Genomic DNA, 14,109 nt, shown 5'->3' with positions numbered 1-14,109 from the left:
GGCGCCTCAGGTGTCGGCCGGTCGCTCGGCGATGTCGGCGTGGTCGTAGGGGCGCGCACCGATGGGCATGGCAAAGCCCTGGCGTTTGGGCATCAGAGCGCCCACGGGGCAGATGGACAGCGCCCGGTCGGTGGCGGCCACCGCACTGTCCTTGAGCAGGCCACTGGCGCTGTTGACGAGCAGCGTGGTGTGGGCGCCGCGGCCGCCCACGGCGAAGACGTTCTTGCCATCGATCTCGCGGCTGGCGCGCACGCAGAGCTCGCACAGGATGCAGCGGTTGCGGTCGAGCCAGACATCGGGGTGCGAGGCGTCGACCGACTGGGGCGGGTAGGCGTGCACGAAATGCGTGTCGACCATGCCGACGTGATAAGCCACGGCCTGCAGGTGGCATGCGCCACTCTTCTCGCAGAAAGGGCAATGGTGGTTGCCCTCCACGAACAGCATCTGCACCAGGCGCTGGCGGTCGTGCTGCACGGCCGGCGTCTCGCTGTGCAGTACCAGCCCTTCGCGCGCAGGCAGGGTGCAGGCAGTGACCATGCGAGGGCCTGCCGATGTGTCGAGCTGCATGCTGCAGACCTTGCAGTTGCCCACGGGTTCGAACTCGGCGTGGTGGCACAGGTGCGGCACGTACACGCCCGCTGCAGTGGCCGCCTGCATCACGGTCTGGCCGGGCGTGAACGGGATGCTGCGGCCGTCGAGCACGAAGGTGGCCGCGGCGGCTTCGGCGGGATGGGGCTGGGTGTTCATGGCGGGCTTGCTGCGGGCGGCAGCGTGGCGGGCAGGTGGACGAGGGCCGCATTCACGTCGAAGGCCTGTGCGTCGGGCACCAGCCGGCGGCGCACCTGCTCGGGGAAATGGGTGATGACGTCCAGCAGGGGGTGGGCCGCCGTCTGCCCGAGACCGCAGTGGCTCAGGCGCTGCATCAGCGCGCCGGTGTCCTGCAGCCGGGCGATGTCGCGGGGCCCGGCGTGGCCCGCCAGCAGGCGGTCGGCCGTGTCGGCCAGCTGCACGCAACCCACACGGCAGGGCGTGCAGAAGCCGCATGACTCGTGCGCGAAGAAATGCGTGTACTGCCGCGCGATGTCGAGCATGTCGCGGCGCCTGTCGAACACGGTGAAGGCGCCGCCAGTGGGCAAATCTTCGAACGCGATCTGGCGGCCGAGCTGGCTGGCGTCGATCAGCTTGCCCGAGGGGCCGCCCACCAGCACGGCCTGCACCTCGGTGGCGCCCGCATCGGCCAGCACCTCGGCCACGGTGATGCCCCATGGCACTTCGTACAGACCGGGGCGCGCCACGTCGCCCGCGACGCTGAGCAGCCGCGTGCCGGGCGAGGCCGCCGTGCCGTGGGCGCGAAACCAGGCCGCGCCGTGCACCGCGATCTGCGCGACCTGCACAAAGGTTTCGACGTTGTTGTTGACGGTGGGCAGGCCGAGGTAGCCGCGGTCGACCGGGAAGGGCGGACGGGTGCGTGGAATGCCGCGCTTGCCTTCGACGGACTCGATCAGCGCGGTTTCTTCGCCGCAGACATAGGCACCGGCGCCGAGATGCGGCGCGATGTCGAAGGCCTGGCCACTGCCCGCCACGTTCGGCCCGAGCCAGCCGGCAGAGCGCCGCTCGGCCAGCACCTGCATCAGGTGGGGCGCCATGAAAGCGTATTCGCCGCGCAGATAAAGAAAGCCCTGGTCGGCGCCCACGGTGAGGGCGGCCAGCGTCATGCCTTCGACCACCTCGTGCGCCCAGTCCATCAGCAGCAGGCGGTCCTTGAAGGTGCCGGGCTCGCCTTCGTCGGCGTTGCAGGTGATGGCCTTGGGGCCGGGCGCCTGTTGGCACGCGAGCCACTTCTGCCAGGTGGCAAAGCCGGCGCCGCCGCGCCCGCGCAGGCCGGCATCGCGCAGCGTGGCGATCATGTCGGCCCGGCCCGCCTCCAGCCCGTTGACCAGCATGCGCTGCAGCGCGGTGCCTGGCGCGATGGGGTGGCTGAGGGTCTGCTGGTGGCGCCACACGGGGTTGTCGACCTCGAAGAAATCGGGGGGCCAGGCCTCGAGCGGGGTGGCGGTGCGGATCAGGTGGGCGATCTCGTCGATGCGGCGGGGCGTCAGGCGCACGAGCGGCCGGTCGTTGACGAGGCCGGCCGGGCCCTGGTCGCACATCCCGGTGCAAGCCGTGCGGTGCACCGACGCCAGCCCGTCGGCCCGCGTTTGCTCGGGTGTCACGCCGAGTTGCTCGCACAGGCGCACCAGCAGCGCTTCGCTGCCCTGCATGCGGTCGGTGGGGCTGTCGCTGAGGTAGACGGTGTAGCGGCCGCGGGGTGTGGCGCTCAGAAAGTGATAGAAGCTCACCACGCTGCGGATGGCGGCGTGGCCCAGACGCCAGCGGCGTGCGAGCGCATCGACGACCCACTCGGGAACATGGTGAAGGCGCGCTTGCACATCACGCAGCACCTGCAGCAATGAACCCGGCCCGGCCGGCCGCGAGGCCAGCAGGGCATCCAGATCCAGCAAGGGGGGCGGGGCGATGTTCGGGGGCATGCGCGGTCGGTTTAGGCGTTCTACAATGAACCCATTCACCGCTTCCTGACAAGCCCTGTGCGTCGCTTTCTCGCGATCCTCCTGATGTGCCTGCTGCCCCTGCAGTCGTTGCTGGCTTTGGCCGCACCGACGTGCGGGCTGTTGCCTGCTGCATCGGCGCAGGGCGTGGCGGGTCATGGTGAGGGCGTGCACGAGGCCCACCACGGACACCATGCGGTGATGGCGCACCATGCTGACCACGATGGTGCGGCCGCCTTCAATGTGCGCAGTGAGCCCTGTCCGCACGCCGGCTTGCATCCGGCAGACAGCGGCAGTTCAGGCCAGCCGTCCGATCAGGCTGATTGTGACGGCCTGCTGCATTGCATGGGATCGCACCTGGTGCCGTTTGCCCGTGTGCTGGATGTGCAGACCGCCGCGCTCACCGTGCGCGATCTGCTGGTGCCCGGCCTTGCCAAGTCGTTCCGCTCGGCCTTGACCGAGCCGCTGCACCGTCCGCCGATCGCCCGCGCCGCCTGAAGCGGTGGCCGGGGTGTCTTCCCGCGTGCCTGACGCCGACTGTTGAACCTGGGCCTGCCCGGGTCGGTTGGTGCGCCCACCGCTTCCTCGCCGTTTGCGCCTGAGTCGCTTTCGAGGAAGCCATGAAATCATCTGTTCTCTTGACGGGGTGCGTGTGTGCCCTGTCCAGTGCGGCCGTGCTGCTTGCGCGGCCTGTTTTGGCCGCATCGCCCGCGGCCACCGAGCCGGGCGTCAGGGCGGTGCCATCTGCATCGCCTGCCGAAGCCGCGGGCCCGTTGCTGCTGCGCCAGGGCGTGGAAGCCGCGTGGCAGCGCCACCCCTGGGCCCAGGCCCTGGCAACCCGCCAGACCCAGCAGCAAGCCGATCTGTCGTTGGCTGGTGCGTGGGTTTCGGCCCCGCCCACAGCCAGTCTGGGGCGCCTGGGTGACCGTGCGGGCACGCGTGCCCCGCGCCAGGAGTGGGAAGCCGAACTGAGCGTGCCGCTGTGGTGGCCGGGTCAGCGGGGAGCCGGTCGCACGTTGGCCGAGCGCAGCCAGGCGCAACTGGAGGCGGAAGCCGCCGCGCAGAAACTGCTGGTGGCGGAAGCCGTGCGGACAGCCTGGTGGACCGTGCTGAGCGCGCAGGACCAGGTCGCCGTGCTGCAGGGCCGGGTGGAAGCCGCCGAGGCCTTGCAGCAGGATGTGGAGCGCCGCCACCGTGCTGGTGAGCTCGCCCGGGTGGATGCGCATGCGGCCTCGGCCGAGTGGCTGGCTGCCCGCAGCGAACTGGCGGAAGCGCGGCAGGCTCTGCGGGCCGCCGAAGGGCGGTGGCAGGCCCTGACCGGGCTGCCGATGGCGGCCCAGGTGCCCAGTGCCACGTGGCCGTCGGCCCAGACGGAAGAGGTGACCGTGGACGCGCACCCCGCGTTGCAGGCCGCACAACTGGAGGCAGCGGTGGCCGAGGCCCGCGTGGACGTGGCTGCCGCGGCGGCGCGCGAGGCCCCGGAAGTGGCGGTGCGCGTGGTGCGCGAGCGGCGTGACACCACCGAGCCCTTCGACAACACAGTGGGGGTGCGCGTGAGCGTGCCCCTCGGCTCCACACCGCGCACCCTGCGGGCGAGCGCCGGCGCGCGGGCGGAATGGATCGAGGCCGATGCGCGGATGGCGCAGCTCACGGTGCGACTCCACGCGGCCCTCACCGAGGCGCACGAGGCCCTGGCCACCGCACGCACGCGGCTCGGCCTGGCCCGCGAGCGAGCCGAACTGGCCGCCGACAGCGAGCGGCTGCTGCGCAAGGCCTTTTCACTGGGCGAGGTCGACCTGGCCACGCTGCTGCGGGCGCGGGCCGGGGCGTTCGACGCCGACCGCGAACTGCGCCGTCAACGCCGGGCGCTCGATGCCGCCCAGGACCAACTTCAGCATGCCCTCGGGAGGCTGCCATGACGATGACCAAGATGCCTGACACCCTGATTTCCCTTGTGTGTGATGGCGTGCGGCGCCCCGCGATCGCGGCGCTGCTCGCGCTGACCTGCCTGGGCGCCATGAGCCCCGCCTGGGCGCACGGCGGCGAAGACCATGGCGATGAGGCTGCCACGCCGGCCGCGCTGCCGGGCGTGCTGCCTCGCGCGGCCACCCACACCGACGAGGTGGAACTCGTGGCGGTGCTCGAGCCCGGTCGCCTGCGCGTCTACCTTGACCAGGCGGCGACCAACGCACCGTTGGCGGGCGCGCGTGTGGAGGTGGAAGGCCTGGGCGCCACGGCGGTGGCCGCCGAGAGCGAGCCGGGCGTGTACGACCTCAAGCTGGCCCAAGCGCCGAAGCCGGGGCACCACCCGCTGACCGTGTCGGTCCAGGCGGGTGACACCGAGGACCTGCTCACGGCCGAGCTCGATGTGCCGGAGGTACCAGCCGCCGCGGACCACGATCACAGCGACCACGACCATCCTGAAGCGGCGAGTGCGTGGACGACCGCGTTGTGGGTGCTGGCCGGGGCCGTGTTCGGCGCGCTGGCGGCCACCGCGCTGCGCGCGTTGAACCGCCGGCGCCAGCCTGCATCGCCGAACGCGAACACAGGGAGCTGAGACATGAACCGAACGATTCTTGCCGTGCTCGTGGGCGCCCTGGCGGCCCCCCTGAGCCTGACCGGCCCCGCGTGGGCCCATGGGGGTGAAGACCATGCCCATGACACCCCGGCGCCGGCCCAGGCCACCGTGCCGAACGGCGTGGCCGCCCGCGAGCCGGCCCGGCGGCAGCCCGATGGCAGCGTCTTCGTGCCCAAGCCCGTGCAGCGGCAGTGGTCGCTGCGCACGCAGGCGGCGCAGCCCGGCCCCCTGGCGGCCACGGTCACGCTGCATGGGCGTGTCGTGCAGGATCCGGCCGCCGGTGGGCGGGTGCAAGCCGTACAGGGCGGCACGATCGAGCCAGCCGGCAAGGCCTTTCCGGCGCCCGGGCAGCGCGTGCGCCGCGGTGAGCTGCTGGCGTGGCTGGTGCCCACGGCCACCGCGCTGGAGCGCGGCGATCGACAGGGCACGCGCGCCGAACTGGCCGCCCAGGTGGCGCTGGCCGAGCGCCGTGCGGCCCGCCTGGCGCAGCTGGAAGGCTCCGTGCCGGCCAAGGACATCGAGGCCGCCGGCATCGAGGCGCGGGCGGCGCGTCAGCGTCTGCGGGCCATCGAAGCCAGCCTGGATGCCCGGCTGCCTTTGCGTGCCCCCGTCGACGGCATCATCGGCGCCGTCTCCGTGGTGGCCGGGGAGGTGGTCGATGCCCAGGCGCTGCTGTTCGAGGTGCTCGATCCGGCGCGTCTGGTGGTCGAGGCCCCGGCGTATGACCTGAGCCTGGCAGGCCAGATCGCGTCGGCTGAAGGCGAAGCGGGTGGGCGGGCCATCGCCCTGGTCGCCCTGCCCACCGGGCGGCAGCTGCAAGGGCAGGCCGTGCCCATGCGCTTCCGGGTGACGGACGCAGGACAGTCGCTGTCGGTGGGCCAGCCCGTGCGCGTGATGGTGCGTCGCCAGGCCGCGGGCGAGGGCGTGGCCCTGCCGGCCGCGGCCCTGGCGCGCGACAGCGCCGGCCGCACCATCGTGTGGGTGCACACCGAGCCGGAGCGCTTCGTGCCGCGCCCGGTTCAGCATGAGCCGCTGGGTGCCCGCGACGTGGCGATCCGCCAGGGTCTGAGCGCCGGCGACCGCATCGTCACGCAGGGCGCGAGCCTGCTGTCTCAGGTGCGCTGAGGAGTCCGCATGTTCGATTTCCTCATCCACCTGAGCCTGCGCCAGCGGCTCGTCGTCGCCGGCATGGCGCTGCTGCTGATCGTGTATGGCACCTTCAGCGTGCAGCGCATGCCGGTTGATGTGTTTCCCGATCTCAACAAGCCGACCGTGACGCTGATGACCGAAGCCGGCGGCATGGCCCCCGAAGAGGTCGAGCAGCTGGTGACCTTCCCCATCGAGGCCAGCATGAACGGCATGCCGGGGGTCACGCGCGTGCGGTCGACCTCGGGCGTGGGCCTGTCGGTGGTCTACGTCGAGTTCGACTGGGGCACCGACATCCTGCGCAACCGCCAGCTGGTCAACGAACGGCTCAACCTCGTGCGCGAGAACCTGCCGCCCGGCGTGCTGCCCCAACTCGGGCCGATCTCGTCCATCATGGGCGAGGTGCTGTTGCTGGCACTGCCTGCCGATCCGGCCAAGGTCAGCCCGATGGTGGTGCGTGATTACGCCGACACGGTGGTGCGCCCGCGCCTGTTGACGCTGCCCGGTGTGGCGCAGGTCATCACCATCGGCGGGCAGGTGCGCCAGTTCCGTGTCGAGATTGACCCCGTGCAGTTGCAGGCGCTGGGCGTCGAGCGCGACGAGGTCGAGCGCGCGCTGCAGGACTTCGGCAGCAACACCAGCGGCGGCTTCCTGGAAGCGCAGGGCCGCGAATGGTTGATCCGCCAGCTGGGCCGCACCATCGACATCAACCACCTGCGCAAGCTCGTGGTGTCGGTGCGCAATGGTCAGCCGGTGCTGCTGCAGCAGGTGGCGCGCGTGTTGGAGGCGCCCGCCGTGCGCCGCGGTGACGGGGGCTACAACGGCCGGCCGGCGGTCATCATGTCGGTGCAGAAGCAGCCCACGGCCGACAGCGTGAAGCTCACACGCGAGGTCGAGCGCGCCATGGAAGAGCTCTCCCGCAGCCGACCTGCGGGCATTGATGCCCCCGCCTTCCTGTTCCGTCAGGCCGATTTCATCGAGCGGTCCATCGGCAACGTGGTCGAGGCCCTGCGTGATGGCGCCATCATGGTCGGCATCGTGCTGTTCGCCTTCCTGCTGAACATGCGCACCACGCTGATCTCGCTGACGGCCATCCCGCTGTCGCTGCTGACCACGGCCGTGGTGTTCCGCTGGTTCGATCTCTCGATCAACACGATGACACTGGGCGGTCTCGCGATCGCGATCGGCGAGCTGGTCGACGATGCCGTGGTGGACGTGGAGAACGTGCTGCGGCGGCTGAAGGAGAACCGCGCGCTGGCCGAGCCCCGGCCGATCATGGAGGTGGTGGCCGATGCCTCGCGCGAGGTGCGATCGGGCGTGGTGTACGCCACCCTGATCGTGGTGCTGGTGTTCATCCCGCTGTTCGCGCTGCCGGGCATCGAAGGGCGCCTGTTCACGCCGCTGGGCGTGGCCTACATCGTGTCCATCCTGGCCAGCATGCTCGTGGCCACCACGGTGACGCCGGTGCTGTGCTACTGGCTGCTGCCGCGGCTCAAGCGGCTGGACCATGGTGACAGCCCGCTGGTACGGCGCCTGAAGGCCTGGGACACGCACCTGCTGGGCTGGTCGTTCCGCCACGGGCGGGTGCTGTTGGGCGGGGCCGTGGCGGCGGTCGCGCTGGCGGCCCTGGCCGTCACGCAGTTTCCGCGCAGCTTTCTGCCGCCGTTCAACGAGGGCACGCTGACGGTGAACGTGCTGCTCAACCCCGGCACGTCACTGGAAGAGTCGACCCGCATTGCGACGCTGGCCGAGCAGATGGCGCGGCAGGTGCCGGAGGTGCACAAGGTGGGCCGCCGCACCGGCCGGGCCGAGCTCGACGAGCATGCCGAGGGCGTGCACTACACCGAGATGGACGTGGACCTGCGGCCGTCCGATCGCCCGCGGGATGCGGTCATCGAAGACCTGCGCGCGCGGCTGGCCGTGCTGCCCGCTTCGGTGAACATTGGCCAGCCGATCTCGCACCGGCTGGATCACCTGCTGTCCGGTGTGCGCGCGCAGGTCGCGCTCAAGGTCTACGGCGACGATCTCGACACCTTGCGGGCCACGGCCGAACAGCTCCGGGTGCGGCTGGCCGCGGTGCCGGGTGTGGCCGACCTCCAGATCGAAAAGCAGGTGCTGATCCCGCAACTCAAGATCCGGCTGGACTACGACGCGGCCGCCCAGTACGGCGTGGCGCCCGGTGCGGTGCTGCGCAGCCTGCAGCAGCTCATCGAAGGCGAACGCATCACGCAGGTGATCGACGGCCCTCGCCGCATCGACCTCGTGGTGCGGCTGTCGGATGCGGCACGCGAGCCCGAGGCCCTGCGCCAGTTGCTGGTGCCGACGCCGCGGGGGCCGGTGCCGCTGTCCCGGCTGGCGTCGGTGGAGGAGGGCGATGGCCCCAACCAGATCGGCCGCGAGAACGGCCGCCGTCGCATCGTGCTGTCGGCCAACGCCGAAGGCCGCGCGCTGTCGGATGTGGTGGCCGACATCCGCCGCACCCTGGCCGACACGCCGCTGCCCACGGGCTACTTCACGGCGCTCGAGGGCCAGTTCCAGGCGCAGGAACAGGCATCGCGGCTCATCGCCCTGCTGGCCACGGTGTCGCTGGCGCTGGTGTTCATCGTGCTGTACGGGCGCTACCGCTCCACGGTGCTGGCACTCATCATCATGGGCAACATCCCGCTGGCGCTGGTGGGCAGCGTGATCGCGCTGGCCGTGGCGGGACAGCCGCTGTCGGTGGCCGCGCTCGTGGGCTTCGTGACGCTGGCCGGCATCGCCACGCGCAATGGCATCCTCAAGATCAGCCATTACATCAACCTGTGCGCCTACGAAGGCGAGCGTTTCGGGGATGCGATGGTGGTGCGCGGCTCGCTCGAACGCCTCACGCCGGTGCTCATGACCGCACTGGTGGCGGCCTTTGCGCTCGTGCCGCTGTTGCTGGCCGCTGACGCCCCCGGCAAGGAGGTGCTTCACCCCGTGGCCGTGGTGATCTTCGGCGGGCTGATCAGCTCGACGCTGCTCGACACCCTGTTGACCCCGGTGATGTACCGCCGCTGGGGTGAGGCGGCCACGCGCCGTCTGGTGGAAGCCCGCACGGGCGAACGTTTCTGACTTCCTGAACCTGAGAGAGAAAGGACCATGACCATGACTTCACTGATCCGTTCGGGCCTGCTGGCCGCCTCGATGCTGATGGCGGCACACGCCGCACTGGCCCATGACGATGCCACGCTGGACCGCATGAAGGCGCCGCATGGCGGCCAGCTGCGCGCCGCGGGTTCACTGCACTACGAACTGGTGCTGGCGCCGATGGGTACCCAGGGCGCCGCGCTGCCAGTGGCCGTCTACCTGACCGACCATGGCGGCAACCCGGTTCCCAGCCAGGGCGCCACCGGCACGGTGACGCTGCTGGGCCAGGGCCAGAAGACCCAGGTGAAGCTGGCGCCCGCGGGCGACAACCTGCTCAAGGGTGAAGGGGCTTACCAGCCCGGACCCGCCCTCAAGGCCATCGTGTCGGTGAGCCCCAAGGGCTTGCCGGCCGCGCAGGCGCGCTTCACGCCCTATGCCGCGCCGGCCAAGCAGCCCGAGCACGCGCACGACCACGCCGGGCACGGCAGCCACGGCGCACACCGGCACTGAAGCGTCACCGGTCCGGCAGGGCGTGCGCCGAGAAGAACCGCAGCATCTCGGCGCTGGCATCCGGGCCACCGGCATCGGTGTACGAGCCGTGCGCACGGCCGCCGGACCACGCGTGCCCCGCGCCGTGCACGACCCAGTGCTCGGCCTGCGGGCGGCCTTCGGCGTCCGCGTGCAGCCGGCGCGTGTACGTGCGGCCGTTGGGGCTGCGCACGCATTCCTCCGAGATGCACGCGGCCTCGTCGTTGGCAGCGGGCAGCGTGCAGGCGGCCACGATGTGTTCCCCGTTGACCGGGTGCACGGTCCTGTCCCGGTCGCCGTGGAAGACGATGGTGGGCGTGCGCCGACCGGTCGTCTTCGGTGCGCGCTTCTTTTTGGGTGCGCGGCCTTGCGCGAGTGCCTCCAGGCCCGGCAGGTCCGCCAGACCATGAGACAGCAGGCCGTTCGCCGCATCGCCCTTCATGGCGGCCAGCGCCGAGGGCAGGTCGTCGGCCGCCCCTGCCGCCAGGCCGGAATGCACGCCGACCGCTGCATACAGATCGGGGTAGGCTTCGCCCAGAATGGCGGCCATCGCCCCGCCGGCAGACAGTCCCGCCACATAGACCCGGCGCGGGTCGATGGCGTGCCGGGCCATCACGTCGCGGGTCATGTCCGCCAGCAAGGCGGGCTCACCCTTTCCGCGTTGCTGGTGGTTGTGCTTGAACCAGTTCCAGCAGCGCTGTGGATTCGCGTTCTGGGCCTGCGCGGGATACAGCACATAAACGCCCTGCGCGCGTGCGGCCTCATCCATGGCGGTGCCGGCGGCGAAGTCGTCCGGGTCCTGCGTGCAACCGTGCAGCATCACCACCAGCGGCCGTGGCGCCGAGGTGTCTCCGGGCGGCACATACAGCCGCCAGTCGCGTTGGCCGGTTGAACCGGAATGGGTGCCTCGCAGCACGTGGCCTTCGTCAGGCACCGCGCGCTCGGCCGTGGGGTGGCGTTCCGGCCTCCGTGAAGCGGCCACAGCCTCCTCGACAGGCGCCGCGACTTCGCGCACGTCCACATCGATCACGGCGTCGTTGGCCGATGCGCCTTGTGCAGGGTGCTGGCCCGGGACGCGAAAGGCCCCGGCGCCGAGGGCTTCCTGGATGGCCGCCGTGGCGCGCTGCAGGTTGCCCTGGCTGGTGAGACGGGCCGCCTGGCCCATCAGTTGTTGAAACAAGGGGTTCATGAGGTGCTTTCGCAAAAAGAAGGAGACGAGGCGTTTCAGCGCATGCGGCTGGAGAGCGCCTGCTTGACGGGGGCACTGGCCTGCAGCGCCCCCAGAACGGTCAGAGAATCGATCGCCGCCAGGGCGAGTTCGGGCGTCACATCGGGCGCGATCACGGCCAGGCCCAGCACGCGGATTTCGAGCTTTTCGCCAGCGGCCTGCACGGCCTGCAATTGAGCTGCGCTGAAGTGCTGAATGCCGAGCACCAGGGTTCGCCGAGCCACCACCTGCTTGACGACCTCGGCGTGCACCGCAAGCTGGTTGCGGATGGCCGTGCGGATCAGGTCGGTCCGGTTGGCATAGAAACCTTCCTGAACGAGCAGGTCGATCTGGCCCAGGTCCACCAGGCCCACGTTGACGGTGATCTTTTCGTCAGAGGGGCGAGAGGCGGCGGCAGACGGGGTGAGGGCGGGCATGGATGCATGGTGTGGCCATCCACTTGGATGGCGAAACGGAGGGGCCACAACCTCCCGTGCGTCATGGTCATCGCCATGGGGCGCCGCCGACGCTACCTTGTACCCAGCCCCTCATCCTCAAACGCGCTTGGCTCATGCACCTGGCTGGCATCGACTTCTCGGCGGCCGCGCCCGACGTGGCGCGCGCCCTCATCGGCACCACCCTGTGGATCGACGGCGTGGGCGGCCTGATTGCGGAAACCGAGGCCTACGACGCGGACGATCCCGCTTCCCACAGCTTCAACGGCCCCACCTCGCGTAACGCGGCCATGTTCGGCGAGCCCGGTCGGGCGTACGTTTATCGCACCTATGGCCTCCACTGGTGTCTGAACTTCGTGTGCGGTCCGGCCGGCCACGGTGCGGCCGTGCTCATCCGGGCGATCGTGCCGCAGCGGGGGCTGGAAACCATGCGCGAACGCCGTGGGCTGCAGGACGCCCATCTGCTCTGCGCGGGCCCCGGGCGCCTGTGCCAGGCCCTCGCGGTGGATGGCGGCCTGAATGGCCTGCGGCTGGATGCTCCGCCGTTCGAGCTCCGCGTGGCGGAGCAGCCCCATCCCATCGGCATCGGCACCCGGATCGGCATCTCGAAAGCGGTGACAGTGCCCTGGCGGTTTGGCCTCGCGGGCTCGCGGTACCTGAGCCGCCCCCTGCGATGACGCCACCGATGCAAGCCTTGCCGGACGTCGGTTCGCGCAGGCAGAAAGTACCGGCCCCAGCCGGCCGCCTGACGGGGCGCATGGGGTGGCGGCGAGGGTCCACGGGCCGGCTTGCCCGGGCATACCGGTTGCAGAACTTCTCTTGTGCAAAGAACGGTTCAAGCCATGCCCTCGACTTCTTCCCTGACCGGCGTACCGGCTGATCCTTCCGTCATCCCGGTGATCGAAGAGCAAGCGGAGATCGTCACCGTCCATCGACAGACGGGCGCCTTGCGCGTGCGTGTAGAGAGCGACGTGGTCGACGAGGCCTTGGCGCTGGAGCACCTGGCGCGCGACTACGACACACACCGCGTGCCGCGTGGGCTTCCGGTCGCCGAGGCGCGTGCGCCGTGGCATGAGGGTGAGGTCCTCGTGGTGCCCGTTTACGAAGAGGTGGAGGTGGTCGAACGCCGCCTGATCCTCAAGGAAGAGATCCGCTTGACGCCCCGCGCACACCGCGCCAGCCGCCACGTTGCCGTGCCACTTCGCAAGGAGCGCGGGGTGATCGAGCGATTGCAGGCCGATGGCACATGGCAGGAAGTCCCGACCGATACCGACGCAACCGAGTGACGGCCTTCTTGCCCTCGCTCCTCACTCCCTCGAAAGGAACCATCATGAGACAGACCATTGTGGGCGTTTTTGACAAGTACGCCGCCGCCCAGCAGGCCGCGCAGATCCTGCAATCCACCGGCGTCCCCGCCGATCACGTGCACGTCACGAGCCAGGATTTCGATCGCACCGACGCCGACGCGAGCCCACGTGGCGATGGCGTGTTCGGCCACGTGAAGGACTTCTTCTCCGATCTGTTCCGAGACGACGACGATCGCGACGTCGTGCAGTACGCCGAAGCCGTGCGGCGTGGTGGGGCGGTCGTGAAGGTCGACATCGACGAAGACAGCGAAGTCCCGCTGGTGGAGGACGCGCTTCACCGGGCCGGTGCGGTGGACATCGAGGAGCAGGTGGACTCCTGGCGGGCCAGCGGCTGGTCGGAGGCCGAGACCCCGGCCCTGCGTGCCGACCTCGACGAAGACGTGATCCCCGTGGTGCGAGAAGAACTGGAGGTTGGCAAGCGGGTGGTGTCCCGTGGCGGCGTGCGTGTCTATGCGCACACGGTGGAGCGCCCGGTGCAGGAGTCGGTCGAGCTTCGCTCCGAGACCGCCGAGGTGCAACGCCGCCCGGTGGATCGCCCGGCGTCTGCCGCCGACCTGGGTGACCTGGGCGACCGCACGATCGAAGTGCGCGAAACCGAGGAACGCGCCGTTGTGCAGAAGACCGCGCGCGTGGTCGAGGAGGTCTCGGTGGGCAAGCGCGTGGACCAGCGTACCGAGCACGTCACCGACACGCTGCGCAACACCGAAGTGGAAGTCGAGCGCCTGTCTGACGACGACATGGGCGATGACACCGCCTTCCGCAGCCACTTCGACACCACGTACGCAACGGGCGGCTCGCGCTACGAAGAGTTCGCCCCCGCTTATCAATACGGGTACACGTTGCGCAACGACGCGCGTTACCAGGGGCGGGCGTGGGACGACTTCGAAACCGACGCGCGAGGCGAGTGGGAGACCCGCCATCCGGGCAGCACTTGGGAGCGCTTCAAGGCCGCCATCCGGCATGGCTGGGAGGGCATGACGCGCTGAGCGATTCGGCATCACCGGCGGATGTCCGGCGCAGGAAGGATCGGCCCCGAAAGGGGCCGATTGCCGTTGAGCGGTCACCGCGTGTGCGCTCTCCCGGGTGCCGTGTCCACAGGTACGCGAGAGGACCTGTTTTCCGGACACGTCGCGCGGTGAAAGCTGCGTGAACAACGACACGGGATACCCGCCCG

13 protein-coding genes are annotated in these 14,109 nt (G+C 70.3%); 9 read left to right on the top strand and 4 right to left on the bottom strand.

What is annotated here, in order from left to right; all coding sequences use genetic code 11:
• Nucleotides 1-6: 6 nt before the first annotated feature.
• Together DEH84_RS12675 and DEH84_RS12670 are read right to left on the bottom strand one after the other, a co-directional pair.
• On the bottom strand, nt 7-747 hold the full coding sequence (locus DEH84_RS12675) for a 2Fe-2S iron-sulfur cluster-binding protein (RefSeq protein ID WP_109037173.1): 741 nt from the start codon (nt 745-747) through the stop codon (nt 7-9).
• Nucleotides 744-2,528 carry an NAD(P)H-dependent oxidoreductase subunit E gene (locus DEH84_RS12670; protein ID WP_159098953.1) on the bottom strand — a complete coding sequence of 595 codons (1,785 nt, stop codon included), beginning with the start codon at nt 2,526-2,528 and terminating at the stop codon, nt 744-746. The genes DEH84_RS12675 and DEH84_RS12670 overlap by 4 nt, the downstream gene beginning before the upstream one ends.
• Nucleotides 2,529-2,612: 84 nt before the next feature.
• Between DEH84_RS12670 and DEH84_RS19140 the strand changes: the two genes are divergently transcribed.
• The 6 genes from DEH84_RS19140 (at nt 2,613) to DEH84_RS12645 (ending at nt 9,888) form a co-directional block, all read left to right on the top strand.
• Nucleotides 2,613-3,044, top strand: coding sequence for a hypothetical protein (locus tag DEH84_RS19140; protein ID WP_159098952.1), 432 nt, complete (start codon nt 2,613-2,615; stop codon nt 3,042-3,044).
• Nucleotides 3,045-3,166: 122 nt separating this feature from the next.
• Complete coding sequence (locus tag DEH84_RS12665) at nt 3,167-4,465, top strand: TolC family protein (protein ID WP_109037171.1); 1,299 nt, start codon at nt 3,167-3,169, stop codon at nt 4,463-4,465.
• Nucleotides 4,462-5,103, top strand: coding sequence for a hypothetical protein (locus tag DEH84_RS12660; protein ID WP_159098951.1), 642 nt, complete (start codon nt 4,462-4,464; stop codon nt 5,101-5,103). The genes DEH84_RS12665 and DEH84_RS12660 overlap by 4 nt, the downstream gene beginning before the upstream one ends.
• Before the next feature lie 3 nt (nt 5,104-5,106).
• Nucleotides 5,107-6,249 carry an efflux RND transporter periplasmic adaptor subunit gene (locus DEH84_RS12655; RefSeq protein ID WP_109037169.1) on the top strand — a complete coding sequence of 381 codons (1,143 nt, stop codon included), beginning with the start codon at nt 5,107-5,109 and terminating at the stop codon, nt 6,247-6,249.
• Nucleotides 6,250-6,258: 9 nt separating this feature from the next.
• On the top strand, nt 6,259-9,363 hold the full coding sequence (locus tag DEH84_RS12650; RefSeq protein WP_109037168.1) for an efflux RND transporter permease subunit: 3,105 nt from the start codon (nt 6,259-6,261) through the stop codon (nt 9,361-9,363).
• Nucleotides 9,364-9,396: 33 nt separating this feature from the next.
• Nucleotides 9,397-9,888, top strand: coding sequence for a hypothetical protein (locus tag DEH84_RS12645; RefSeq protein ID WP_159098950.1), 492 nt, complete (start codon nt 9,397-9,399; stop codon nt 9,886-9,888).
• Between the two features lie 4 nt (nt 9,889-9,892).
• Here DEH84_RS12645 and DEH84_RS12640 read toward each other — a convergent pair whose 3' ends face one another.
• Nucleotides 9,893-11,095 (bottom strand): extracellular catalytic domain type 1 short-chain-length polyhydroxyalkanoate depolymerase, encoded by a 1,203-nt coding sequence (locus tag DEH84_RS12640; protein ID WP_109037166.1) that lies wholly within the window; start codon nt 11,093-11,095, stop codon nt 9,893-9,895.
• 35 nt (nt 11,096-11,130) lie between these two features.
• Complete coding sequence (locus DEH84_RS12635; RefSeq protein ID WP_109037165.1) at nt 11,131-11,550, bottom strand: ribbon-helix-helix domain-containing protein; 420 nt, start codon at nt 11,548-11,550, stop codon at nt 11,131-11,133.
• Between the two features lie 134 nt (nt 11,551-11,684).
• Here DEH84_RS12635 and DEH84_RS12630 point away from each other — a divergent pair, with 134 nt between their 5' ends.
• The 3 genes from DEH84_RS12630 (at nt 11,685) to DEH84_RS12620 (ending at nt 13,921) form a co-directional block, all read left to right on the top strand.
• Nucleotides 11,685-12,245, top strand: a complete 561-nt coding sequence (locus tag DEH84_RS12630; RefSeq protein WP_109037164.1) for a DNA-3-methyladenine glycosylase — start codon at nt 11,685-11,687, stop codon at nt 12,243-12,245.
• 165 nt (nt 12,246-12,410) lie between these two features.
• Nucleotides 12,411-12,854 (top strand): DUF2382 domain-containing protein, encoded by a 444-nt coding sequence (locus DEH84_RS12625; RefSeq protein WP_109037163.1) that lies wholly within the window; start codon nt 12,411-12,413, stop codon nt 12,852-12,854.
• Between the two features lie 44 nt (nt 12,855-12,898).
• Entirely contained in the window at nt 12,899-13,921 is a 1,023-nt protein-coding gene (locus DEH84_RS12620; RefSeq protein WP_109037162.1) for a YsnF/AvaK domain-containing protein, read from the top strand.
• Nucleotides 13,922-14,109 lie beyond the last annotated feature (188 nt).

This window comes from Aquabacterium olei (assembly GCF_003100395.1).
Classification (GTDB): domain Bacteria; phylum Pseudomonadota; class Gammaproteobacteria; order Burkholderiales; family Burkholderiaceae_C; genus Aquabacterium; species Aquabacterium olei.
The sequence above is the reverse complement of the archived record's forward strand: the minus strand, read 5'-3'. Positions and strand labels throughout refer to the sequence as shown.